Source organism: Herbaspirillum sp. Her4 (assembly GCF_057961335.1).
The window spans coordinates 3085846-3108917 of sequence record NZ_CM176330.1; the positions used below are offsets into that span (position 1 = coordinate 3085846).

At 63.4% G+C, this 23072-nt stretch carries 21 protein-coding genes; 11 read left to right on the top strand and 10 right to left on the bottom strand.

Annotated elements, in window-relative coordinates:
* Nucleotides 1-115: 115 nt before the first annotated feature.
* Nucleotides 116-469, bottom strand: a complete 354-nt coding sequence (locus ACWFUC_RS13910) for a hypothetical protein (RefSeq protein WP_204725283.1) — start codon at nt 467-469, stop codon at nt 116-118.
* Nucleotides 470-671: 202 nt separating this feature from the next.
* Between ACWFUC_RS13910 and ACWFUC_RS13915 the strand changes: the two genes are divergently transcribed.
* Together ACWFUC_RS13915 and ACWFUC_RS13920 are read left to right on the top strand one after the other, a co-directional pair.
* Nucleotides 672-2174 (top strand): aminotransferase-like domain-containing protein, encoded by a 1503-nt coding sequence (locus tag ACWFUC_RS13915; RefSeq protein ID WP_489637623.1) that lies wholly within the window; start codon nt 672-674, stop codon nt 2172-2174.
* 130 nt (nt 2175-2304) lie between these two features.
* On the top strand, nt 2305-3636 hold the full coding sequence (locus ACWFUC_RS13920; RefSeq protein WP_489625213.1) for a class I SAM-dependent DNA methyltransferase: 1332 nt from the start codon (nt 2305-2307) through the stop codon (nt 3634-3636).
* Between the two features lie 28 nt (nt 3637-3664).
* Here the strand turns inward: ACWFUC_RS13920 and ACWFUC_RS13925 are convergent, their stop codons facing one another.
* On the bottom strand, nt 3665-4588 hold the full coding sequence (locus ACWFUC_RS13925; RefSeq protein WP_489625214.1) for a sugar kinase: 924 nt from the start codon (nt 4586-4588) through the stop codon (nt 3665-3667).
* A 35-nt stretch (nt 4589-4623) separates the two neighbouring features.
* Nucleotides 4624-5916, bottom strand: coding sequence for an amino acid deaminase (locus ACWFUC_RS13930; RefSeq protein ID WP_489625215.1), 1293 nt, complete (start codon nt 5914-5916; stop codon nt 4624-4626).
* Between the two features lie 157 nt (nt 5917-6073).
* Here ACWFUC_RS13930 and ACWFUC_RS13935 point away from each other — a divergent pair, with 157 nt between their 5' ends.
* From ACWFUC_RS13935 to ACWFUC_RS13950, 4 genes are all read left to right on the top strand, one after another.
* A complete protein-coding gene (locus ACWFUC_RS13935) occupies nt 6074-6958 on the top strand; it encodes a MurR/RpiR family transcriptional regulator (protein ID WP_489625216.1) in 885 nt (294 codons plus the stop codon).
* A gap of 1 nt (nt 6959) precedes the next feature.
* Nucleotides 6960-8450, top strand: a complete 1491-nt coding sequence (locus ACWFUC_RS13940; RefSeq protein WP_489625217.1) for an N-acyl-D-amino-acid deacylase family protein — start codon at nt 6960-6962, stop codon at nt 8448-8450.
* 111 nt (nt 8451-8561) lie between these two features.
* A complete protein-coding gene (locus ACWFUC_RS13945; protein ID WP_017450656.1) occupies nt 8562-8945 on the top strand; it encodes a RidA family protein in 384 nt (127 codons plus the stop codon).
* A 188-nt stretch (nt 8946-9133) separates the two neighbouring features.
* Complete coding sequence (locus ACWFUC_RS13950) at nt 9134-10486, top strand: GntP family permease (RefSeq protein WP_039786736.1); 1353 nt, start codon at nt 9134-9136, stop codon at nt 10484-10486.
* A 115-nt stretch (nt 10487-10601) separates the two neighbouring features.
* On the opposite strand, the gene ACWFUC_RS13955 is transcribed toward ACWFUC_RS13950, so the two are convergent.
* Nucleotides 10602-11126 carry a hypothetical protein gene (locus ACWFUC_RS13955; RefSeq protein ID WP_121039164.1) on the bottom strand — a complete coding sequence of 175 codons (525 nt, stop codon included), beginning with the start codon at nt 11124-11126 and terminating at the stop codon, nt 10602-10604.
* Nucleotides 11127-11345: 219 nt separating this feature from the next.
* Here ACWFUC_RS13955 and rpsO point away from each other — a divergent pair, with 219 nt between their 5' ends.
* The 3 genes from rpsO to ACWFUC_RS13970 all read left to right on the top strand — a co-directional run bounded on the left by rpsO (nt 11346) and on the right by ACWFUC_RS13970 (nt 15688).
* Nucleotides 11346-11615, top strand: a complete 270-nt coding sequence (rpsO, locus tag ACWFUC_RS13960; RefSeq protein ID WP_006712917.1) for a 30S ribosomal protein S15 — start codon at nt 11346-11348, stop codon at nt 11613-11615.
* A 336-nt stretch (nt 11616-11951) separates the two neighbouring features.
* On the top strand, nt 11952-14087 hold the full coding sequence (pnp, locus tag ACWFUC_RS13965; RefSeq protein ID WP_039786731.1) for a polyribonucleotide nucleotidyltransferase: 2136 nt from the start codon (nt 11952-11954) through the stop codon (nt 14085-14087).
* 308 nt (nt 14088-14395) lie between these two features.
* Nucleotides 14396-15688 (top strand): NAD(P)/FAD-dependent oxidoreductase, encoded by a 1293-nt coding sequence (locus ACWFUC_RS13970; protein ID WP_252696316.1) that lies wholly within the window; start codon nt 14396-14398, stop codon nt 15686-15688.
* Between the two features lie 80 nt (nt 15689-15768).
* On the opposite strand, the gene ACWFUC_RS13975 is transcribed toward ACWFUC_RS13970, so the two are convergent.
* The 6 genes from ACWFUC_RS13975 to pxpB all read right to left on the bottom strand — a co-directional run bounded on the left by ACWFUC_RS13975 (nt 15769) and on the right by pxpB (nt 21250).
* A complete protein-coding gene (locus tag ACWFUC_RS13975) occupies nt 15769-16773 on the bottom strand; it encodes a DUF2891 domain-containing protein (protein ID WP_489625218.1) in 1005 nt (334 codons plus the stop codon).
* A gap of 73 nt (nt 16774-16846) precedes the next feature.
* On the bottom strand, nt 16847-17833 hold the full coding sequence (locus ACWFUC_RS13980; RefSeq protein WP_489625219.1) for a DUF979 domain-containing protein: 987 nt from the start codon (nt 17831-17833) through the stop codon (nt 16847-16849).
* Nucleotides 17830-18555, bottom strand: coding sequence for a DUF969 domain-containing protein (locus tag ACWFUC_RS13985; protein WP_013233768.1), 726 nt, complete (start codon nt 18553-18555; stop codon nt 17830-17832). Before ACWFUC_RS13985 ends, ACWFUC_RS13980 begins: the two co-directional genes overlap by 4 nt.
* Before the next feature lie 260 nt (nt 18556-18815).
* Entirely contained in the window at nt 18816-19556 is a 741-nt protein-coding gene (pxpA, locus tag ACWFUC_RS13990; protein ID WP_204725291.1) for a 5-oxoprolinase subunit PxpA, read from the bottom strand.
* A 9-nt stretch (nt 19557-19565) separates the two neighbouring features.
* On the bottom strand, nt 19566-20600 hold the full coding sequence (locus ACWFUC_RS13995) for a 5-oxoprolinase subunit C family protein (protein WP_489625220.1): 1035 nt from the start codon (nt 20598-20600) through the stop codon (nt 19566-19568).
* Nucleotides 20597-21250 carry a 5-oxoprolinase subunit PxpB gene (gene pxpB, locus ACWFUC_RS14000; protein WP_489625221.1) on the bottom strand — a complete coding sequence of 218 codons (654 nt, stop codon included), beginning with the start codon at nt 21248-21250 and terminating at the stop codon, nt 20597-20599. Before pxpB ends, ACWFUC_RS13995 begins: the two co-directional genes overlap by 4 nt.
* A 196-nt stretch (nt 21251-21446) precedes the next feature.
* On the opposite strand from pxpB, the gene ACWFUC_RS14005 reads away from it, so the two are divergent.
* Together ACWFUC_RS14005 and ACWFUC_RS14010 are read left to right on the top strand one after the other, a co-directional pair.
* Entirely contained in the window at nt 21447-22019 is a 573-nt protein-coding gene (locus ACWFUC_RS14005; RefSeq protein ID WP_084320063.1) for a winged helix DNA-binding protein, read from the top strand.
* Between the two features lie 36 nt (nt 22020-22055).
* Nucleotides 22056-23033, top strand: coding sequence for an NAD(P)H-quinone oxidoreductase (locus ACWFUC_RS14010; RefSeq protein ID WP_489625222.1), 978 nt, complete (start codon nt 22056-22058; stop codon nt 23031-23033).
* Nucleotides 23034-23072 lie beyond the last annotated feature (39 nt).

Here is a 23072-nt window from a genome sequence, read left to right on the forward strand (position 1 = left end):
TCGCCCGTTCACCCCGTTTTGCGCAATTTTATTGCTCGAAAAGCGCGAATGATGCGAAATCGTTAACTAAAAGTTAATTTTCATCAATCCATCCGGCTGCCCGTGGCCTGATTGCTCAATGGCCAGGACCCCATTCCGGCGCGCTCCGCCCGCTCCGCAGCGTGCGCAGCCAGACCACCAAGGGCGCATACCATGCCTGCGCTATCGGACGCAGGCACAGCAGTTCACCCTCGTGCGTGGCCAGCACACCGATCCAGCCCTCGTGCGCCAGCACCATCCTTTCTCCGTCGCTCAGCCGGGTCTGGCGGCTCACCAGACGGTCCGCCTGCCATTGCGCCGATTCGGTCACGCGCACTTGCGGCGCCTGGCACAGCAGCTGGCTGCCGGCAGGCAGCCAGAGTTGCAGATGCTGGCCGGCGGCCAGTGGCAGGACCTGGGTGGTGGTACGGGCGGTCAGCGGGGCGGGCATGGTGTTCTCCTTGTTGATGGGCCAGCCTGCAGTCTAGGGAGGGCGGCGCGGCGACAACAGGCACAGGAAAATTCACTCTGCTGCGTAACAGGCTGCAGCTTTTTGCTCTGTTACCCCTGCTTTTCGCCTACTCTGTATCTGTTCTGGTTTCGTCCTCACGAAGATGATGACTGTTATGGATACCCGCCCGCACCTCCCCGACATGAAGCCCGCGGCACCGCCGCCGGCCACTGCATCGGCCGCCCTTGCCGCCGCCCCCGACAACGGACGCCAGCCCCTGTACCGTCGTCTGGCCGAGCATTATCAAGGAGCCATCCAGTCCGGCACCCTGGTGGCCGGCGACCGCATGCCCTCGGTGCGCGACCTGATGCGCCAGCACCAGGTGAGTTTGTCGACGTCCTTGCAGACGCTGCGCCATATGGAAGAGGGCGGCTGGCTGGAAGCGCGTCCGCGTTCCGGCTACTTCGTGCGCCAGCCGCGCCGTTCGGCGATCCGGCCGGTGCAGGAGCCCAAGAGCCTGATGGCCATCGATCCCGAGCAATATGCGGGCATCCACGAAAAGGTCTCCAAGTACATCGCCCTGCGCCAGAGCGGGGCACCGCGCATCGACCTGTCCGGCATGACCTGTGCGCCCGAGCTCTATGCGGTGGAAACCCTGAAGCAGGCCGCCATGCGGGCCCTGCGCGAGCGCCCCGAACTGCTCACCAGCGCCATGCCGCACAACGGCAATGCTACCTTCCGCCAGGCGGTGGCGCGGCGCGCATTGCATCACGGCATGCGCATCGATCATGAAGAAGTGGTCGTCACCCACGGCTGCATCGAGGCGCTCAACCTGGCCCTGCGCGCGGTGGCGGGGCCGGGCGACACGATCGCGGTGGAGTCGCCGACCTACTTCGGCCTGCTGCAGGCACTGGAAAACCTCGGCATGAAGGCGCTGGAAATCCCGACCAGCCCGCACACCGGCATCTCGGTAGAAGCGCTGGAACTGGCCGTGCGCACCTACGGCAACATCAAGGGCGTGGTGGTGGTGCCCAATCTGCAGAATCCGCTGGGCTGCATCATGCCCGACGAGCACAAGGACAAGCTGGTACGCCTGTGTGAAGAATTGCGCCTGCCCCTGATCGAAGACGACGCCTATACCGAGCTGGCCGACGGCAACGTGCCGCCCTCCAGCCTCAAGAGCCGCGACCGCAGCGGCAATGTGATCTATTGCGCGTCGCTCAACAAGGTGCTGGCGCCCGGCATGCGGCTGGGCTGGATGAATGGCGGGCGCTGGCATGAGCGGGTCAAGATGCTCAAGTTCACCCACACCCGCGCCAACGAGGAATGGACCCAGGTCACCGCCGCCGACTTCATCGCCAGCCCCGCCTATGACCGCCATCTGCGCCGCCTGCGCCAGTTGCTCAAGGAACAGCGTGAACGCATGGCCGAGTCGATCGCAGCCTATTTCCCGGAAGGTACGCGCCTGAATGTTCCCAATGGCGGCGTCGGGCTGTGGGTGGAGCTGCCGGCGCAGGTCTGCTCGCAGCAGTTGTTCGAGCGGGCGCTGCTGGAGGGCGTGGGGGGGTCGCCGGGGGCCATCTTCTCCAATTCCAACCGCTACGGTCACTTCCTGCGCATCTGCTGCGGCCATCCCTTCACCCGCGAACTCGACCAGGCCCTGCGCCGACTGGGCAGCATCGGGCACAGCCTGGCTTTCTTGTAGAGCTTGGCAAGCTTTCAGGAGAATCAGGCATTGCCCGAAAGGGCAGTCTGCTGCAGACTTGTAAAGACAATGTAAAGAGCGCCGGACTTTTCGTCCGGTGCCTCCATGCGCTTTACGAGGGGAGCCGTTCATGCCTGAGCAGCAGACTACGCAGATCCAGTCACCGCACGCAGTCCGCCTGAACGCGGCCATCAATGCCCACATGGCGGGCCGCCGCGAAGAAGCCCGCGCCGTCTACGAAGCCGTGCTGGAAGACGATCCCATCGAGCCGGTCGCCTTGCACTTCTACGGCATCTGGCTGCACCAGGCCGGACGCCATGCCGAGGCGCTGGACAAGCTGGAGCTCTCCAGTGCGCTGGAACCCGAGAATGCCGCCTGGCACAACGACCTGGGCAATGTCCTGTTTGCGCTGGGCGAGCTGGACGGTGCTGCGCAGGCGTATCGAGCGGCGCTGGAAGCCGCGCCCGCAGATCACACGATCTGGAACAACCTGGGGGCCACGCACATGCAGCGGGGCCGCAATGAGGAGGCCATTGCCGCCTTTCAGCGTGCGGTGGAGATCGCCCCCGAATTCCTGCCGGCGCTGCTGCACCTGGGCAATCTCTTCGAGGCTGCCGGCGACAAGATGCAGGCTTCGCACTATCAGTGCCGCGCCTACGTGTTGCCGCCGATGGAGGGCAAGTCCTGGGAGATGGTCGGCATTTCCTTCTACTTCCTCGGCCGCCTGGACGAAGCCGCAGAAGCCTATCGCGCCTGGCTGGCCAGCGAACCCGACAATCCGATTGCGGCCCACATGCTGGCCGCCTGCTCGCAGTTGGATGTGCCCACGCGCGCCTCGGATCGTTACCTCGAATCGCACTTCGACCGCTACGCCGAGACGTTTGAAACCAATTTGCTGCACAGCCTCGGCTATCGCGGCCCCAGCCTGATCGGGCAGGGCGTGGGCCTGGTCACGCAGGCGGCGCGCCAGTTTGTCACCATCGACATCGGTTGCGGGACCGGGCTGTGCGGGACCTATTTGCGGCCTTATTCGCAGCATCTGACCGGCGTGGACCTGGCCGGCAAGATGCTGGAAAAGGCCGCGGCCACCGGCCACTACGATCAGCTGGAAAAGGCCGAGATCACCGACTACCTCCTGCGTCATCCGCAAAGCTGCGACCTGGTCACGGCGGCGGATACGATGATCTATTTCGGGGATCTGGAGAACGTGTTCAAGGCGGTTGCTGCTGTCTTGAAACCGGGCGGGTACTTCGTCTTCACGGTGGAGGTGCTCACGCCCCAGGACGGGGTGGAGCAAGGCCATCGGCTGCATGCCAGCGGACGCTACCGCCATGGCCGCGATTATGTGCGCACGTTGCTGCAGGCACAGGGCATGGAGCCGCTGCATCAGCGTGATGAAGTATTGCGCGAGGAAGTGCGCCAGCCAGTGGCCGGCATGCTGTTCGTGGCGCGCCGGCAGTGAAGCGACGCGCCACGAGGGACGGCATCGGTCAGGCTGCGGCCTTGAGCGTCGCTTCCACCTGTTCACGCCGAGGGATGGGGTCCACTGCGCCGTAGCCGGTGGTCGAGAGGGCGGCCGCGACGTTGGCATAGCGCGCTGCCTGGAAGGGATCGCGCCCGGCCATCAGCTCGGCCATGAAGGCCCCGCCAAAACAGTCCCCCGCACCCGTCGCATCCAGCGCCTGCACCGGATAGGGCGAGACCATGCGGCGCTCCTGGCGGGTAGCTACATAGCAGCCTTCATGGCCCAGCTTGAAGGCCACCAGCTTCACACCGTAATCCAGCAGGTGATCGACGATGGCGTCCCGGTCATTGAGTCCGGTCAGCATCGATACATCTTCCCAGCTCGGCAGGCAGACATCGCACAGGCGGAAGGCCTCGGCCATTTTCGCCTGTGCGCGTTCCAGCGGCCATAAACGCAGCCGCAGGTTGGTATCGAGCGAGGTGGTTACGCCAGCGGCGCGCGCATGCGCCATCGCAGCCAGGCCGGCGTCGCAGGCACTCTCGCTGATGGCCAGGCTGATGCCTGACAGGTGCAGGGCACCCGCTGCGGCGATGGCTTGCAAAGGCAAGTCGCCCACCGTGTAGCGGCTGGCTGCCGAGCCGGCACGGCGATAGTGGAAGTGATGTCCCTGATCGTCGTGCGTGACGAAGTACAGGCCGGTGCTGCCATTGGCTTGCACCGCCACGTGCTGTACGTCGACCTGCTCGCGCTGCCACAGCGCCAGCAGGTCCTGGCCGAAGTGGTCGTCCCCCACGGCGCTGACATAGCCCGACGCGGCACCCTGGCGGGCTGCCGCGATGGCGAAGTTGGAGGTGTCGCCGCCAAAACCTTGCAGGTACTGGCGCGGCGTGTCGATGCGCTGGTTGAATTCGACCATGGCTTCGCCGTAGGCGAGGATGGGTTTGTTCATGTGCTGTTCTTTCGCTCTTCTTTCCCGGGCATCGATCAGAAGAAGGTCTGCACGATGTCGGTCACATCGAAACGCTGGTCCACGACGACCAGGTGACGCCACTTGTCGAAGGTCAGGCAGGGGTGGGAGATGTCGAAGGCGATCATGTCGCCGACCTGGATATCGTCGCCCTCGGCAATCTTCAGGTAGGCGTGCTGGTCCATCATGCCGGTCACTTCCCAGTGCGCCGGGGTGGCTTGCGGCTGGGTATCCTGGCCCGGGCGGAAGCGCGTGACCGGGGCCGGCAGGCCGGCATCGAAAGCGGCATCGCGCTTGCCCAGGGCGATGATGGCCTTGTCGGCCTCGGGGATGGATTGCACGTAGGCCCACAGCTGCAGCGCCGGCTGCAGCTGGCTGCGCATGCTGTGCGCCACCGGATTGCGGACCTGGATCTGCGATTGCGCGGCACGATAGATGCCCACGTCATGGGTGAGATAGCAGCCCGGACGCAGCACCACGTCCAGCGCGGCACCGATGTCGGCCTGGCCGAATTCCTCGGCGACCACGTCGTACCAGGCGGAACCGGCCCCGGTCAGGATCGCCGGGCCCTGCGCCAGGCGGCGTGCCAGTTGGCCTTGCGCGGAAAGATCCTTCAGGCAGGCCACCGCGCGCTGCAGGAAACGGCGGATGTCGTCCTCTTCCTTGAGCACACCTTCATAAACCTCCACACCCGCCAGAGCCAGGCTGTCCCAGCGCGCAATGGCGGCCAGCACCGCCTGCTGCTGCGCGTCGTCACGCACGCCGGTGCGGCCGCCTGCGGGGCCCAGTTCCAGCAGGACGTTCAGGGTCTGCTTGCGCTCGGCGAAGAAGCGGCCCAGCTGATCGGCCAGCGCAGCCGAATCGACCAGGCAGAAGAATTCAAAAGAGGGATCGGCCAGCAACTCCGAAATGATGGCCATGTTGCGCTTGCCCACCAGCTGGTTGGCCATGATGACGCGGCGCACGCCGTGGTGATAGGCGGCCAGGGTCTGGTGGGCGGTGGCCAAGGTGATGCCCCAGGCGCCGGTGTCGAGCTGGCGTGCGAAGAGCTTGGGGGCCATGGTGGTCTTGCCGTGCGGGGCCAGCTTGACCTGGTACTGGCCGACGAAGTCCTGCATCCACTTGAGGTTGTGGGCGATCTTTTCTTCATACAACACCGCAGCCGGCAGGCTGATGTCTTCATTGAGCAGGTTCCAGCGCACCTTGCCCGCCTGTTGCGGGGTGAGGGGTTGCGCCAGCGCACCCAGGCCCTTGTTGAGCGGGTCGATCATGCCGGCCTGAAACTGGCTCTGGTAGTTTGTATCACTCATCGCTTTAATTCCTGTGAAATTAGGATTGACGTAATAATAGCCTTGAATTTACTATGTTTGCGCCGTGTTAGTAAATAACATAAATTGTTTGCGCGGCACCTTCCGGGGTCGCTGGTTGCATGGCCCGCCCATTCCCGCAGACTGAATTTTCCTTCCCATGGCGCAGACATTGGACATCATTTCCCGCATCACCGAGCGCAGCAGTACCTTGCGCCTGGCTGAACAGAAAGTGGCTGAAGCGATCCTGGGCGATCTGGCCGCTGCTGCCAGCGCCAGCATCGGCGAGCTGGCCGGGAAGGCGGGCGTCTCGGTGGCCAGCGTGACCCGCTTTGCCAAAGCCATGGGCTGCCGCGACGTGCGCGAATTCAAGTTCCTGCTGGCCCAGGCGGTGGCGGTGGGGCAGCGCTTCTTCGATGGTGCCAAGACGGTGCCCTCCGAGCAGCCGCCGGAACTGGCCGACGTGGTCTACCGCGACATCCACGCGGTGCTGGAACTGAACCGTGCCATGCTCAACCCCGACATGCTGATGCAAGCCGCGCACCTGCTGCTGGGCGCGCGCATGATCTACTGCTTCGGCATGGGCGGCGGCTCCACCATGATGTCCGACGAGGCGCGCTATCGCCTGGTGCGCCTGGGCCGTCCGGTGGCGACCTATCACGATGCGGTGCTGCAGAAGATGGTGGCGGCCACCCTCGACAAGGACGACGTGCTGCTGGTCTTCTCGACCACCGGCAGCGTGCCCGAGCTGCTGGCCAGCTGCGAGGTGGCGCGCGAATACGGCGTCAAGCTGATCGCCATCACCACCCTCGGATCGCCGCTGGCCAAGATGGCCGACGTGCTGCTGCCCATCAAGACGCTGGAAACCGACCTGATTTTCAAACCGTCCTCGTCGCGCTACGCCATGATGGCGACGCTGGACATGCTGGTGCTGGAGCTGGCCTTGCTGCACAAGGAAAGCAGCCAGGAACGCCTGCGCCGCCTCAAGTACGTGCTCGATGCCCATCGTGGCGGCGGCGACTTGCACCAGCCACTGGGAGACTGACATGACATCCACGCAGCAATCGTCGGGCAGCCCCCGGCACTGCGATATTCTGATCCGCCACGCTCTTGTCATCGATGGCAGCGGGGCCGAGCCGGTACCCGCCGACGTAGCGGTGCGCAATGGCCGCATCGTCGCCGTCGGCCAGCTTGCGGGCTGGCAGGCCGAGCAGGAAATCGACGGCGCCGCGCGCGTGCTCTCGCCCGGCTTCATCGATGCGCACACGCATGACGATACCAACGTCATCCGCACGCCGGAGATGTTCCCCAAGCTGTCGCAGGGCGTGACCACGGTGGTGGTCGGCAACTGCGGCATCAGTGCCGCACCGGTCACGCTCAAGGGTGATCCGCCGGACCCGATGAACCTGCTGGGCAAGTCCGAGGCGTTCCACTATCCGAGCTTTGCCAGCTATGTCGAGGCCGTCAATGCCGCGCAGCCGGCCATCAACGTGGCTGCGCTGGTCGGTCACACGGCCTTGCGCAACAACCACATGGACCGTCTCGATCGTGCGGCCAGCGATGCGGAAATCGACGGCATGCGCGCGCAATTGCGCGAGGCGCTGGAGCATGGTGCGCTGGGTCTTTCCACGGGACTGGCCTACGGCAATGCCATCAACGCCCCCACGGAAGAAGTGCTGGCCCTGGCCGAGCCGCTGGCCGAGTTCGGCGGGCTTTACGCGACGCACCTGCGCAGCGAATTCGCCGACATCCTCAATGCGATGGAGGAAGCCTTCCGCATCGGCAAGCATGCACGGGTACCGGTGGTGATCTCGCACCTGAAGTGCGCGGGCGTGGAGAACTGGGGCCGCAGCAGTGAAGTGCTGCAGGCACTGGAAGCCGCCTCGCGCCATCAGCATGTGGGCTGCGACTGCTATCCCTACACCGCCAGCTCTTCCACGCTGGACCTGAAACAGGTCACCGCCGATTACGACATCCAGGTCACCTGGTCGGAGCCGCATCCGGAGCAGGGCGGCAAGATGTTGAAGCAGATCGCCGCCGACTGGGGCGTGGACCTGCACGCCGCTGCCGCGCGCCTGATGCCGGCCGGGGCCGTGTATCACTGCATGTCGGATGACGACGTCAATCGCATCCTCTCGCATCCGGCCACGGTGGTCGGTTCCGATGGCCTGCCCAACGATCCCTTGCCGCATCCGCGCCTGTGGGGCGCTTTCCCGCGGGTGCTGGGCTATTACAGCCGCGAGCAGAAACTGTTTTCGCTGGCCACTGCCGTGCACAAGATGACGGGTTTGTCGGCCCAGCGCTTCGGCCTGGAACAGCGCGGTTTCGTGCGCGAGGGTTATCACGCCGACCTGGTGCTGTTCGATCCCGAGACCATTCGTGATGCCGCCAGCTTTACTGATCCCATGCAGCCGGCGCATGGCATCGAGGCGGTGTGGGTCAACGGGCAACTGGCCTATCGCGGCCAGGACAAGCAATCCACCAGCGCGCGCGCCGGACGCTTCCTGGCGCGCACGGTGCAGAAAACGTCAGCCTGAGTTGCAGAAAACATCAGCGGGCGATTATCAACTTCAAGTTGCAAATCGCTTTTCAGATTCATTTTTCAGATTGGTATCCGAGTTCAATCCAAGTTCAGTAAAGGAGCAGCAATGAGCATTCAACGATTTGGTGTGGAAGGTGGCAGCGGCACCGGTGGCCAGCATCTGCCGTTCGCACGCGCAGTGGCCGCCGATGGCTGGCTGTACGTGTCGGGCCAGGTGCCCATGGAAAACGGCGAGGTGATCGACGGCGGCATCGTGGCGCAGTCGCACAAGGCCATCCAGAACGTGCTGGCCATCCTGAAGGAAGCCGGCTACGGCCCCGAGCACGTGGTGCGCTGTGGCGTGTGGCTCGATGATGCACGCGACTTCCCCTCCTTCAACAAGGTCTTCAAGGAATACTTCGGTGCCAACCCGCCGGCCCGTGCCTGCGTGGTCTCCAGCATGGTGGTGGACTGCAAGGTCGAGGTCGATTGCGTCGCCTTCAAGCGCTGATGCAGCAGGGGCAGGGCAGTTGTGGAACTGCCTTGCCCTGCCCCTTGCCGGGCAAGACGGAACAAGAAGAACAAAAAGAATAAACGATATAAAAGATTTAAAAGATTTTCCGATTTCGCAGTGCCAATTTGCCGGCAGGGGTGTCGTATCGCCGGCGGTGTCTTTTACCTTCTGAAGAGGAGCAACAGATGGAGGCTGTACAAGGAAGTGCGCTACTGGTCTATGCACTGGTAGCGGTGATCGCGTTGATCGTGCTGATCGCCAAATTCAAGATGAACCCGTTCATCGTGCTGATCGTGGTGTCGCTGGTGCTGGGCCTGGCCGTGGGCATGCCCATGGGCAATATCGTCAAGGCCTTCGAGACTGGCGTCGGCAATGCACTGGGCCACATCGCACTGGTGGTGGGCCTGGGGACCATGCTGGGCAAGATGATGGCCGAATCGGGCGGCGCCGAGCGCATCGCCAACACCATGATCAAGGCCTTCGGTGAAAAGAACGTGCACTGGGCCATGATGACGGTGGCTTTCATCGTCGGCTTGCCGGTGTTCTTCGAAGTCGGTTTCGTGCTGCTGGTGCCGATCGCCTTCAACGTCGCCAAGCGCACCGGGACCAATATGGTGCTGGTGGGCATTCCCATGGTGGCCGGCCTGTCGGTGGTGCACGGCCTGATCCCGCCGCACCCGGCAGCGCTGCTGGCGGTGACCGCCTATAGCGCCGATATCGGCCGCACCATCCTGTATGCGCTGATCGTCGGTATTCCTACGGCCATCATCGCTGGTCCGATCTTCGGCAAGCTGATCTCCAAGGTGGTGATTCCCAATCCGGACAATCCGCTGATCTCGCAATTCGTCGATGAGAGCAAGAAGGATCGTGAACTGCCGGGCTTCGGCATCACGCTCTTCACCATCCTGTTGCCGGTGGCGCTGATGTTGATCGGCAGCTGGGCGGACCTGTTCTTCGCCCCCAAGACCTTCGCCAATGATTTCCTGCGCCTGATCGGCAACTCCGTGATCGCGCTGTTGATCGCCACCCTGGTGAGCTTCTGGACCTTCGGCCGCGCCCGTGGTTTCGGTGCCGACCAGATCCTGAAATTCACCAACGAGTGCCTGGCGCCCATCGCCGGTATCACGCTGGTGGTCGGTGCGGGTGCGGGCTTTGGCCGCATCCTGATGGATGGCGGCGTCTCCAAGGCCATCGTCGGCATCGCTACCGATGCGCACTTGTCGCCGCTGATCCTGGGCTGGTTCGTCGCTGCGCTGATCCGCGTGGCGACCGGTTCGGCGACGGTGGCCATGACGACCGCCTGCGGTATCGTGGCGCCCATCGTCTCCACGGTCGGTGGCGTGCGTCCGGAGCTGATGGTGCTGGCCACCGGTGCCGGCTCGCTGATCCTGTCGCACGTCAATGACGGCGGTTTCTGGCTGGTCAAGGAATACTTCAACATGACCGTGCCGCAAACCTTCAAGACCTGGACCGTGATGGAAACCCTGGTCTCGGTGCTGGCCCTGCTGTTCACGCTGGCGCTGGCGACGGTGGTGTAAGTACGCTGCAGTGCTTGCGCTGAAAAAAAAGGCTGCCCGGGGTGATCCGGGCAGCCTTTCTTCTTTCTTCATCGTGCAGGTGCAGGTGCAGGTGCAGGGCAGGGGATGCGCGTGCTCAGTTGCGGAAACGCGAATCATCGAAACGCGGATCAGGACCGTTCTCGATCTTCTCCACGATGCCCTGGTCGTTGAAATACACGGTCATCTGCGAATTCCAGACGCCGCTTTCCTTGAAGCCATAGTTCCACGCCTCGAAGGGGATGCGGGCATAGCGCGTCACTTCGGTGGGACGGCCCACGCGGCGCAGCACATCCAGCTTGGTGTCCTGCTTGGCGCGGATGGCGTGGAAATTCTGCAGCGTCCACACTTGCTCGTAGGAAATCAAACGATGATCGGGACCGATGCGGGCCATGTACTGGTATTGGCCGAAGGCACCGGCAGCGTATTCAAAGACGCGGCCGTTGCCATCCGGATACACATTGGTGGGCGCGCCCAGGCGGGCCACGACCTGTTCTTCGGGCTCGCCCGGCTGCACCGGTGGTTGCAGCAGCGAGGCACAGCCGGACAGGGCGGCAGCGGCCAGCAGGGCGGCAGCCAGCCTGGGGCGGGCGCGTTGCATGAGGGAAACGGGGGAAGGCATGTCGACTCCTGAGTAAGTTGTCATTCCGTCCGGCTGTGGCAGGGACGCAGCGTCATTGGCGGCAAGTGTGCGGCTGTGCTTGCCAATGTTGGTCGGAATGGTTTTTTGCTATATAATTTCGCGTCCGGTCGGTTTGACCGGATTCTCATTTTTTGTTCACGGTATGCAGGGCAGGCCAGTTTTCGACGCTCCGCACACCGCTTGTGAAAGGTAAAAGCAATGTCCATCGAAAAAGCAGCCAAGGCTGCCATTATCTCCGAAAACGCTCGCGGCACGAACGACACCGGTTCTCCGGAAGTGCAAGTCGCGCTGCTGACCGCACGCATCAACGACCTGAACGGCCACTTCAAGGCTCACGTCAAGGATCACCACTCCCGTCGTGGCCTGATCAAGATGGTCAACCGTCGCAAGAGCCTGCTGTCCTACCTGAAGAACAAGGACGCTGATCGTTACCGCGCCCTGATCGAGAAACTCGGTCTGCGCAAGTAATTTGACTCCGCGTCTGGGTCCCGGGGTTTGCGCCCCGGACCACCACGAAATGCCTGCGTCACTCGTTGACGCGGGCATTTTGTTTTTTGCGATTCCGCAAGCTCAGGCATAAGCCGGGGCAAGCATCCTCGCAAAACGCCCTCCCTCGGGGCAGGAATGCATCATCGTTTCATCGCGGCAGGCTGTTTGTGTGATCAATGCCGCGTTCGTCGTGAGTGACCGGTTTCGCCGGCCACTGTGGTGAGGTGAACGACAGCGCCTGAAAATCTGTCGGCAAAAGGAAGCCGTGCACCGCGGACACAGTCGGGGCCGGCTCCATAAAAGAAAGGAAATACCGTGTTCAATAAAGTAACCAAGACCTTCCAGTACGGTCAGCATCAAGTGACCCTGGAAACCGGCGAAATCGCTCGCCAGGCTTCTGGCGCCGTGGTGGTGTCGGTGGAAGACACCGTCATCCTGGCCACCGTGGTGGCCCGCAAGGAAGCCAAGCCCGGCCAGGACTTCTTCCCCCTGACGGTCGACTACATCGAGAAGACCTATGCAGCCGGCCGCATCCCCGGCGGTTTCTTCAAGCGTGAAGGCAAGCCTTCCGAAAAGGAAACCCTGACCTCGCGCCTGATCGATCGTCCGATCCGCCCGCTGTTCCCGGAAGGCTACCTCAACGAAGTGCAGGTGATCATCCACGTGCTGTCGGTGAATCCTGAAATCGATCCGGACATCCCCGCCATGATCGGTGCCTCGGCAGCCCTGTCGCTGGCCGGCATCCCCTTCAATGGCCCGGTGGGCGCAGCCCGCGTGGGTTACATCGACGGCCAGTACGTCCTCAACCCGACTACCTCGCAGCTGAAGTCCTCGCAGCTGGACCTGGTGGTGGCCGGTACCGAAACCGCCGTGCTGATGGTGGAATCGGAAGCCGATCAACTGTCCGAAGAAGTCATGCTGGGCGCTGTCGTGTTCGGTCACGACCAGTCCAAGGCCGTCATCGAAGCCATCCACGCCCTGGTGCGTGACGGCGGCAAGCCGGAAGTCCAGTGGACCGCCCCGGCCAAGAACGAAGCCCTGATCGCACGCGTCTCGCAACTGGCCGAAGGCCCGCTGCGCGAAGCCTACCAGACCAAGGACAAGCAAGCCCGTACCGAAAAGCTCAAGGCCGTGACTGCCCAGGTCAACGAAGCCCTGGTCGCTGAAGCCGCTGCCAACAACGGCGTGGCTGCGGATGCTGCCGAAGTCGGTTCCATCCTGTTCGACCTGGAAGCCAAGATCGTGCGTTCGCAGATCCTGGAAGGCGAACCCCGCATCGACGGCCGCGACACCCGCACCGTGCGTCCGATCTCGATCCGTACCGGCGTGCTGCCGCGTACCCACGGTTCGGCCCTGTTCACCCGTGGCGAAACGCAAGCCCTGGTCATCGCGACCCTGGGTACCGCACGCGACGAACAGAAGATCGACGGTCTGCTGGGTGAATACTCCGACCGCTTCATGCTCCACTACAACATGCCTCCGTTCGCCACCGGCGAAACCGGTCGCGTGGGCACCCCGAAGCGCCGCGAAATCGGCCACGGCCGCCTGGCCAAGCGCGCGCTGATCGCCGCGCTGCCGGCTGCTGACGAGTTCAGCTACTCGGTGCGCCTGGTCTCGGAAATCACCGAGTCCAACGGTTCCTCCTCGATGGCATCGGTGTGCGGCGGCTGCCTGGCACTGATGGACGCCGGTGTGCCGATGAAGGCCCACGTGGCCGGCATCGCCATGGGCCTGATCAAGGAAGGCAACAAGTTTGCCGTGCTGACCGACATCCTGGGCGATGAAGATCACCTGGGCGACATGGACTTCAAGGTGGCCGGTACTGCCAACGGCATTACCGCCCTGCAGATGGACATCAAGATCCAGGGCATCACCAAGGAAATCATGCAGGTCGCGCTGGAGCAGGCCAAGGAAGGCCGCCACCACATCCTGGGCAAGATGCAGGAAGCCGTGCCGGCTGGCCGTGCCGAGCTGTCCGACTTCGCCCCGCGCCTGATCACCATCAAGATCAATCCGGAAAAGATCCGTGACGTGATCGGCAAGGGCGGCGCCGTCATTCGCGCGCTGACCGAAGAAACCGGCACCCAGATCGACATCAGCGACGAAGGCGTGGTCACCATCGCCTCCGTGGATGCGTCGGCTGGCCAGGAAGCCAAGCGCCGCATCGAAGAGCTGACCGCTTCCGTGGAAGTGGGCAAGATCTACGAAGGCACCGTCCTGAAGCTGCTGGACTTCGGCGCCATCGTCCAGGTCCTGCCGGGCAAGGATGGCCTGCTGCACATCAGCCAGATCGCCAACGAGCGCGTCAACGCCGTGGCCGACTACCTGAAGGAAGGCCAGCAAGTGCGCGTCAAGGTTCTGGAAACCGATGACCGCGGCCGCCTGAAGCTGTCGATGAAGGCTGCCCAGGCTGAAGAAGGCGACGCTGCCGCTCCGCAAGAAGCGCAGTAATCCCTTCTGCCTGAACAGGCAACAAGAAAATCCCCCGTGCCGCAAGGCCGGGGGTTTTTTTTTATGCGCGCAAGTTGATGCGGACAATCTGCCCAAGTGATTTCGAACCAAAAGTATGCGATTCTGTCCGTCTGCTTTGAGGGACATCAAGGTTCCGGTGTGCCGCGCTCATCAGGGGAGGGCGTGGTACTGCCAACAGGCAGATCCGCAGATCCGAATAGAGAGTAGGGGACAGCCGTGCGGCCAGGCCAGATTCACCTGACCGGCCTGCGCGGACAGAACAACACGTTACTTTTGAAAGGAAGGCAATGCCCCACGTCATCATCATCGGTTGCGGCTTCGGCGGTCTGGCCGCTGCGCGCGAACTGGCCCACGCCGATGTGCGCATCACCATGATCGATCGCAGCAACCACCACCTGTTCCAGCCCTTGCTGTACCAGGTGGCCACGGCCGGGCTGTCGGCCCCGGCCATCAGCGCGCCGATCCGCGCCATCCTGGCGCAGCAGCGCAACCTCACCACGCTGATGGCGGCGGTGACCGGGATCGATACCGCCGGCAAGTCCGTCACGCTGGAAGACGGCAGCGAGCTGTCCTATGACTATCTCATCGTCGCCGCAGGCTCCACGCACAGCTACTTCGGCCGCGATGAATGGAGCGCGCTGGCGCCGGGCCTGAAGACGCTGGAGGATGCCTTCGAGATCCGCAAGCGCATCCTGATGGCCTTTGAACATGCCGAGCGCGAGACCGATGCGCGCCGTCGCCAGGAATGGCTGACCTTCACCGTCATCGGCGGCGGGGCCACGGGCGTCGAGATGGCCGGTACGCTGGTGGAAATCGCGCGCCATACGCTCTCGGGCGAATTCCGCAATATCGATCCGCATTCGGCACGCGTGGTGCTGGTGGAAGGCTCGGAGCGCGTGCTGGGGGCCTATCCCGAGGACCTCTCCGAGAAAGCCCGCGAACAGCTGCACAAGCTCGGTGTGGACGTGCGGACCGGTTGCCGCGTGGTGCACATCGACGAGACCTGCGTGCGCTATGCCAATTTCGATGGCGAGCAGAGCCTGGCCACGCGCACCGTGATCTGGTCGGCAGGTGTAGCGGCCTCGCCGCTGGGCAAGCAACTGGGTGTACCGGTGGACCGTGCTGGTCGTGTACCGGTCACGCCGCAGCTCTGTATCGGTGGCCACGACGAAGTGTTTGTGATCGGTGACCTGGCTGCCGCACAGTCGGACGGCAAGCCGGTGCCGGGCGTGTCACCGGCGGCCAAGCAGATGGGCCGCGTGGCCGCGCGCAACATCAAGCATCACATTGCCGGACAGCCGGCCGAGAGCTTCGTCTACAAGGACTACGGATCGCTGGCCACCATCGGTCGCCGCGCGGCCATTGCCATGGTCGGCAAGCTCAAGTTCTCGGGGTATCCGGCCTGGCTGTTCTGGCTGTTCGTGCACGTGTATTTCCTGATTGGTTTCCGCAACCGCATCATGGTGATGGCTGATTGGGCCTGGGCGTATTTCACCTTCAAGCGCAGTGCGCGGGTGATCTCGGCGACCATGCCAACGCACACCGAGCAGACGCCCTTGCGCAAGGAAGTGGCTGAGTAGATCCGGTCCGCATTCCAGCAAAAAGCCCTCGCTTCCGTCATCGGGAGCGAGGGCTTTTTCGCAGGAGCGCGGCGTGTGGATCAGTCTTCCAGCGCCAGCATGGCGAAGCTGGCCAGCCAGTGGCCACCACTGTAATGGCTGCCGACCACCTGGTCGATGGAGGCCGCGATGTGACGCTGGATCGCCGCTTCGATCGCACTGCGTGCCGCGTGATTGGCGGGCAGGTGACGCAGCACGTTCTTCATGCACCAGGCACGCGAGAGGTTCAGGCCATCCAGGTGCGCGACCTTCGGATCAGTCGGGTCGGATACGTAGGCGGGATGCGTGATCTGGGTGACTTCGGCAATGCGAGGCAGATACAGATCGAACCATGCGGTGAATGCATCGGACGAGAGCACCTTGCTCATCAACAAGGCCTCGGTCAGCGCACCAGAGATGAATTCGTCACCACCCGGCTCATAGTGAGCCGGATAGTCGGTGTCCTTGCCGTAGTGTTGATTCGACCAATCGACAATCAGCGCTTCCAGTTCGGTATCGGTGACGTGACGCGCGTAATCCAATGCCAGGGCAAGTGAAAACGCCGTGTTGAAGTGCGTGCCGACGCGAATCGGATAGCTCAGCTTCGACAGATAGTCGAACAGGCGACGCCTGATCTCGGTGGTCAGCGCTTTCATCGCAGCATGCCATTCGGCCGCACGGGGATGGGCCGACATCAACAGTTCCTGGTCCAGTGCCAGCAACCAGCCGAAGCCGTAGGGGCGTTCGAAGGGCGCACGATTGGGCGCACGGAAATAGTCCGTTTCGCGCTCCATGAGCTCAGGGGTGAAATGCTCGTCAAAGATCGCCGTGATCTCGTCAGTGACCGCCATCGACGGATACTGGCGCAGGCAGCGCAACAGCAGCCAGTAGCCATGCACCGCCGAGTGCCAGTCATAGCAGCCGTAGAAGACCGGATGCATCGCGCGCGGGGAGAGCACATCGCCCTCATCGTTGAGCAGATGCATGATGTGGTTGGGATATTCCTGGCGCAGATAGGCCAGCGGCATGCGGGCAAATTGTTCCGCCCGGTCGAGAGTGAGTTGCATGGGGACTCCTTGAAGCAAGTGGGGCGACCGGGCCGCAACAGTGAATGCGGCCAGGTCAGGCCTTCCGTTCAGATCAGCGGAAGGCAAGGAAGTACATCAGGAACACGTTCACGGTCAGCAGCGTCAGTGCAGTCGGGATCTGCACCTTGATGACCTGGTACTTGTTCTTCAGTTCCAGCAGCGCGGCCGGCACGATGTTGTAGTTCGCGGCCATGGGCGTCATGAGCGTACCGCAATAGCCGGAATACATGCCGATGGCCACCAGCGGTGCCGGATCGGCGTGATGCCCCAGGATCAGGAAGGGCAACGCGATGCCCGCGCTCATCACCGGGAAGGCGGCGAAGGCATTGCCCATCACCATCGTGAACAGCGCCATGCCCACGCAATAGATCACCACCACCAGGAAGCGATTGTCCGGATTGACGAACAGGCTCACCACCTGCTGCACCGAGGTGCCGGTCTTGGCGGCGACGAAAACGCCACCGAGCATGGCCAGCATCAGCGGCAGGATCGCGGCCCAGCCGATGGAGTCCACCAGTCGGCGCGACTGGCGTACCGCTTGCAGCGGCGTGCCACGGGTGAGCACGCAACCGGCGATGAGCGCACACACGCAAGCCACGCACAGGGCGGCCAGGGTCAGCTGTTTCTGGTCCAGCAGCATCAGGCCACCGACCGAGACGCCCTTGAGCAGGACGGTACAGGCCACCGTGATGACCGGGATCAGCACCGCCGGGAAGAACAGCCAGTTGCCCAGCCGTTTGGCCGACGCCACCCGTTCGTCATGCGTGGAGGTCGCATAGCTGCCCATGGAGAGCATGCCGGTACCAGCGATGAGCGAGATGATGATGACGGTGCCGCCGATGATGCGGTGAGCGATGGACTTGCCCAGGCTTTCCACCAGCAGGTCGCCGAACAGGAACACGGCGCCGAACAGGAACCAGAACAGGGCCGTGGTGAAGCGCTTGGGGTTGCCCTTGTCACGCAAGGTCATCACGGTCAGCATCATGACGATGATGCCGATGAGGTAGTAGATGCGGTTGATCGAGATGAGCGTATTCATGCGGACACCTTGGCAGCGGATTGGGTGGCTTTCCACGCATCGACGTCGCGGCGGATGGAAGCGTCGAGACGGGTCAGGCGGAACATGTGGATCACCAGTGCCGACAGGGCAGTGGGGATGGCCCACAGGCCGATGTGCAGCGGCTCGATGTTGGTGATGCCGTTTTCCTTCAGGAAGGCATCCATCAGCAGCACCGCGCCGAAGGCGATGAAGATGTCCTCGCCGAAGAACACGGCGATGTTGTCGCAGGCGGCGGCATGGGCCTTGATCTTGTCGCGGATGTGTTGCGGCAGGTCTTCGCCATAGGCGTTGACCGCTGCGCCTTCGGCCATCGGTGCCAGCAGCGGACGCACCGTCTGCGCCTGGCCGCCGAGATAGATCAGGCCCAGTGCGGCCGTGCCTTCACGCAGGATGAAGTAGAGCATCAGGATGCGCGCCGAGGTGGCGCTGGCGATGCTGGAGATCCACGCCTGGGCGCGTTCCTTCAGGCCGTAATGTTCCAGCAGACCGATGATCGGCAGGATCAGCAGGAAGGTCGCCAGCGAACGGCTGTTGACGAACTTCTCGCCGAAGGTTTCCAGCAGCATGCCGAAGTCCATGCCGACCGACAGGCCGGTGGTGAGACCCGCGACCGTGACCACCAGCAGCGGGTTGAAACGCAAGGCAAAACCGGCCACGACGATCGGTATCCCGATCAGTGGCAACAGTGTCGTACTCTCCATGAAAAACTCCCTATGTGAATGAGGAAAAATCCTGCCGCCATGGTGCAAGGTCCGTGCCAGCGATGTCGCGGAAAGCCGCGCCCGTACTGGCTTTGCGGGAATCTGCAAAGAGTAGGGGCGTGACTTTTCCTGCGACCTCGCGGGCCTCAGGCTGACGGCTTTTCTTGTTGTTTTCGGAACGGAACTACAGCTTGCAGCACCCCGTGTTCAACTGCGGGTGCCTACTTTCCTGCGTCTTGCGACGACGCCGGAAAAATCCTTCATATCGCCGCGCGCACGGCAATCTGCTCGGCGTGCAGGCGTGCCCGAATCTGGCGCGCGAAATCCAGAGCGTGCGCGCCATCTCCGTGCAGGCATACGGTCTGTGCATTGACTTCGACCAGGCTGCCGTCGATGGCCTTGACCTTTTTCTGCTTGACCAGCATCAGGGTCTGGGCGATGGCGTCGGCATCGTTCTCGATCATGGCGCCGGGCTTGCTGCGCGCGACCAGGCTGCCATCGGCTTCATAGGCACGATCGGCAAACACTTCTTCCACCGCATTGAGGTCGGCATGGCGGGCGGCGGCGATCAGTTCGCTGCCGGCCAGGCCATACAGGCTCAGTTCCGGATTGAAGGTGCGGATGGCGGCGCAGATGGCATTGGCCAGCACGGCATCCTTGGCGGCCTGGTTGTAGAGCGCGCCGTGCGGCTTGACGTGGGTCATGCGGCCGCCTTCGGCGCGCACGATGGCATCGAGCGCACCGAGTTGATAGAGCATGCCGCTGACGATCTCTTCAGGCGGCAATTGCATGGCGCTGCGGCCGAAGTTTTCACGGTCGGGGAAACTGGGGTGGGCGCCGATGGCCACGTGGTTCTGGATCGCCCAGCGCACGCTGCGCCGCATGGTGCTGGCGTCGCCGGCATGCCAGCCGCAGGCGATGTTGGCGGAGCTGACCAGGGTCAGCAGTTGTTCATCGGTGTCGCAGCCTTCGCCGAGGTCGGCATTCAGATCGATATGCATGGCGTTCCCTTATTTCTTGTAGAGCGTGGCGCGCGACCAGTCCAGAGCAGCGACCGTGGCGCGGATGGAATCGAGATAGCGCTGCTGTTCTTCGGCGGCGGCCAGGGCATCGGCCAGCGCGCAGGGTTCCAGCCGCAGGGTGGCGTTCAGCGGGGCCTGTGCCAGCTTCCACAGGTCGGCACCAATGATCACGCCGATCTTGGGATAGCCGCCTGTGGTCTGCGCATCGCCCATCAGGATGATGGGCTGGCCCGACGGTGGCACCTGGATCACGCCCGGCACGACGCCATGCGAGAGCATGTCGCGGCCTTGCTTGCGCTTGAGCTCCGGGCCTTCGAGGCGATAGCCCATGCGGTTGCTGTTGGGCGTGACGCGCCAGGTGTCGGACCACAGCGCTTCCCGCGAGGTCTTGCTGAACTGATCGAATTCGGGGCCGGGCAGCACGCGCAGGGTGACGTGCTGGCTGTGTTCATCGGCGCGCAGGGCCAGGCCGCTCCAGCGCGGAGAACGCACGCCGAAGGCGGGGCCGTGGACCGCTGCAGAGGCCGCGCTGGCGTCGCCGATGGGGAGCTTGTCGCCACGTTTGAGGGCGCGTCCCTGATGGCCGCCGAAACCGGCCTTCAGGTCCGTGCTGCGCGAGCCCAGCACCACAGGGACATCGATGCCACCCGCTACAGCGAGATAAGTCCGCATGCTGTGGCGTGGTGCCTGCTCGGGGGAATCGGCGGCCGCCAGGCTCAGCTTGAGCACGCTGCCGGCGCGCACCGGAATGCTCCAGCAGGCGGCGACGGGTTTGCCATCGAGGGTGGCGCCGATGTCGTCGCCACCGAGGGCGATGCGGGTGTCGCGGGTGAAGCGCAGCTCGGCCACGCCCATGGTGATTTCAAGTCCGGCCGCGTCGGCCGGATTGCCCACCAGCAGGTTGGCGCTGGCCAGGGCCAGCGTATTGAGGGCGCCGCCGGGATGGATGCCGAGGCTGCGATGGCCGGTGCGGCCCATGTCCTGCACCGAGGCCAGCATGCCGGGTTGGATGATGTCGATCATGAGGCCACGCGCTCCACGGTAAAGCGTACACGGTCGCCGGGACGCAGCAGCGTCGGCGGTTGCTGGGAAGGATCGAACAGTTGCAGGGCGGTGCGGCCGATGAGTTGCCAGCCGCCGGGGGAGGCCATCGGATAGATGCCGGTCTGTTCGCCGCCGATGCCGACTGACCCGGCCGGGATGCTCACCCGCGGCGTGGTGTGGCGCGGCGTGGCCAGGCTGGCGTCGAGTCCGCCCATGTAGGCGAAGCCGGGCAGGAATCCCAGGAAATACACCACGTACTCGGCCTGGCTGTGGCGTTCGATGACTTCGCTGGTCGACAGGCCGGTGTGACGGGCCACGTTGTCCAGGTCAGGACCGGCGCTGCCGCCGTAGGCCACCGGGATCTCGACCGTGCGGCCTTCGCTGGCTGTGGTGGCGAGTTTGGGCCAGCTCTTCAGGACGCGTTGCGTCAGGATGTCCAGGTCGGCCACGGGGCGCTTGGTGATCAAGGTCAGGTTGTTCATGCCGGGCACGACTTCGCTGACTTCTTCCCATTCACTGGCCAGCGTGGCCAGTGCCCAGATGCGTTGCTGCTGGGGCAGGGTGGCAGGGGCCGGCAAACTGCAGAGCAGTGCGCGGTCGCCCAAGGGGTGGAGCTGGGGTGGCTGCATGTGTCTCTCGCCTCGGCTGAGATTTTTGTTGAGAACCCGGCCGTGCCGCTGTCGGGGTCAAGGTGCGTCTGGTGATGCCCTGCTTTTTTGCGGATATTACATTTCAAAGAAAATATAAACAATATGTCGATAAATTATTTATTTAATCTTTGCGCTATAGTGTTGCCATTCTGTCGTCCTGAGCCCCACGCTTCCCATGAGCCAAGAGAACAACGAGACGTCCAAGCCCGTCCAGACTGAATTGCCCGAGGCCGTTGCGGCACCGCGTCCGACCAAGATCGTGTCGTCGCAGCATCTGGTGTCCGAACGGAGTGCCGAGCTTTCCGAGCTGGAATACGCCCTCATCATGGCCAGCAATGCCTTCAACCGCTGGATGGTGCGCTGCATGGCCGCCGCCGGTGCCAAGGACATGACGGCCATCGAGGTTTCGCTGCTGCATCATGTCAATCACCGGGACCGGAAGAAAAAGCTGGCCGATATCTGCTTCGTATTGAACGTCGAGGACACCCACGTGGTCACCTATGCCTTGAAGAAGCTGGTGAAGGCCGGCTACGTCAAGAGCGAGAAGGCGGGCAAGGAACTGCTGTTTTCGACGACTCCAGCCGGGCAGGCGCTGTGCATGAAGTACCGCGAGGTGCGCGAGCGCTGCCTGATTGAGGTGCAGGTCGAGAGCGGCATCCCCAACCAGGCCATCGGCGAGGCAGCCCAGCTGCTGCGCAATGCTTCCGGGTTGTACGACACGGCGGCGCGGGCAGCGGCTTCGCTTTGAGCTCATCACACCCCATTGAATTGAAGGATAGGACACATGCGCGCAATCGAAATCAAGCAATTTGGCGGCCCCGAGGTATTGCAGGCCTGTGAGCGGTCCGTGCCGGAGTTGAAGGCAGGTGAAGTGCTCATCAAGGTCCATGCGGCGGGCGTGAACCGCCCGGACGTATTCCAGCGCACCGGCAACTATCCGGTACCGCCGGGTGCTTCGGACCTGCCGGGCTTGGAAGTGGCCGGGGAGATCGTGGCCGGCGACCTGGGCGACAGCGGTTTCAAGCTGGGCGACCTGGTCTGTGCGCTGGTACAGGGCGGCGGCTATGCCGAGTTCTGCGCGGCGCCGCTGGCCCAGTGCCTGCCGGTGCCCAAGGGATTGAGCGCGCTGGAGGCAGCGGCCCTGCCGGAAAATTACTTCACCGTGTGGAGCAACGTCTTCGACCGTGGCCAGCTGTCAGGTGAAGAAACCTTGCTGGTGCAGGGTGGTTCTTCCGGCATCGGCGTGACGGCCATCCAGATCGCCCGTGCGCTGGGACATCGCGTGTTTGCCACGGCCGGCAGCGCTGACAAGTGCCGTGCATGTGAAGAATTGGGCGCAGAACGCGCCATCAATTACAAAACCGAGGATTTCGAGGCCGTGGTCAAGGAATTGACTGGCGGCAAGGGTGTGGACGTGATTCTGGACATGGTCGGCGGCGATTACCTGCCGCGCGAGATCAAGTCCCTGGCCGATGATGGCCGCCTGGTGTTCATCGCCCAGCTGGGCGGCAGCAAGGGCGAGCTGGACATGGGTCAGGTCATGCGCCGCCGCCTGACCATCACCGGCTCGACCCTGCGTCCGCGCCCGATCGCCTTCAAGGCTGCCATTGCAGCGAACTTGCGCCAGCACGTGTGGCCGCTGATCGAGGCCGGCAAGATCAGGCCGGTGATCCATCATCGCTTCCCGCTGGAGCAGGCGGCACAGGCGCATGCCATGATGGAATCGAGCGCCCACATCGGCAAGATCATGCTGGAACTGTGACCGGATGAGCGCAGGGCGCACGGCCGAGACAGTCCGGCT

What these genes read in the sequence shown, in the direction of transcription:
- ACWFUC_RS13915 (WP_489637623.1), top strand. Translation starts at nt 672, where the DNA reads ATGAAGCCCGCGGCACCGCCGCCGGCCACTGCATCGGCCGCCCTTGCC.
- pxpB (WP_489625221.1), bottom strand. Translation starts at nt 21,250, where the DNA reads ATGCAGCCACCCCAGCTCCACCCCTTGGGCGACCGCGCACTGCTCTGC.
- ACWFUC_RS13995 (WP_489625220.1), bottom strand. Translation starts at nt 20,600, where the DNA reads ATGATCGACATCATCCAACCCGGCATGCTGGCCTCGGTGCAGGACATG.
- ACWFUC_RS13935 (WP_489625216.1), top strand. Translation starts at nt 6,074, where the DNA reads ATGGCGCAGACATTGGACATCATTTCCCGCATCACCGAGCGCAGCAGT.
- ACWFUC_RS13930 (WP_489625215.1), bottom strand. Translation starts at nt 5,916, where the DNA reads ATGAGTGATACAAACTACCAGAGCCAGTTTCAGGCCGGCATGATCGAC.
- pxpA (WP_204725291.1), bottom strand. Translation starts at nt 19,556, where the DNA reads ATGCATATCGATCTGAATGCCGACCTCGGCGAAGGCTGCGACACCGAT.
- ACWFUC_RS13940 (WP_489625217.1), top strand. Translation starts at nt 6,960, where the DNA reads ATGACATCCACGCAGCAATCGTCGGGCAGCCCCCGGCACTGCGATATT.
- ACWFUC_RS14005 (WP_084320063.1), top strand. Translation starts at nt 21,447, where the DNA reads ATGAGCCAAGAGAACAACGAGACGTCCAAGCCCGTCCAGACTGAATTG.
- ACWFUC_RS13920 (WP_489625213.1), top strand. Translation starts at nt 2,305, where the DNA reads ATGCCTGAGCAGCAGACTACGCAGATCCAGTCACCGCACGCAGTCCGC.
- ACWFUC_RS14010 (WP_489625222.1), top strand. Translation starts at nt 22,056, where the DNA reads ATGCGCGCAATCGAAATCAAGCAATTTGGCGGCCCCGAGGTATTGCAG.
- ACWFUC_RS13975 (WP_489625218.1), bottom strand. Translation starts at nt 16,773, where the DNA reads ATGCAACTCACTCTCGACCGGGCGGAACAATTTGCCCGCATGCCGCTG.
- ACWFUC_RS13980 (WP_489625219.1), bottom strand. Translation starts at nt 17,833, where the DNA reads ATGAATACGCTCATCTCGATCAACCGCATCTACTACCTCATCGGCATC.
- ACWFUC_RS13985 (WP_013233768.1), bottom strand. Translation starts at nt 18,555, where the DNA reads ATGGAGAGTACGACACTGTTGCCACTGATCGGGATACCGATCGTCGTG.
- ACWFUC_RS13945 (WP_017450656.1), top strand. Translation starts at nt 8,562, where the DNA reads ATGAGCATTCAACGATTTGGTGTGGAAGGTGGCAGCGGCACCGGTGGC.
- ACWFUC_RS13910 (WP_204725283.1), bottom strand. Translation starts at nt 469, where the DNA reads ATGCCCGCCCCGCTGACCGCCCGTACCACCACCCAGGTCCTGCCACTG.
- ACWFUC_RS13950 (WP_039786736.1), top strand. Translation starts at nt 9,134, where the DNA reads ATGGAGGCTGTACAAGGAAGTGCGCTACTGGTCTATGCACTGGTAGCG.
- rpsO (WP_006712917.1), top strand. Translation starts at nt 11,346, where the DNA reads ATGTCCATCGAAAAAGCAGCCAAGGCTGCCATTATCTCCGAAAACGCT.
- ACWFUC_RS13970 (WP_252696316.1), top strand. Translation starts at nt 14,396, where the DNA reads ATGCCCCACGTCATCATCATCGGTTGCGGCTTCGGCGGTCTGGCCGCT.
- ACWFUC_RS13955 (WP_121039164.1), bottom strand. Translation starts at nt 11,126, where the DNA reads ATGCCTTCCCCCGTTTCCCTCATGCAACGCGCCCGCCCCAGGCTGGCT.
- ACWFUC_RS13925 (WP_489625214.1), bottom strand. Translation starts at nt 4,588, where the DNA reads ATGAACAAACCCATCCTCGCCTACGGCGAAGCCATGGTCGAATTCAAC.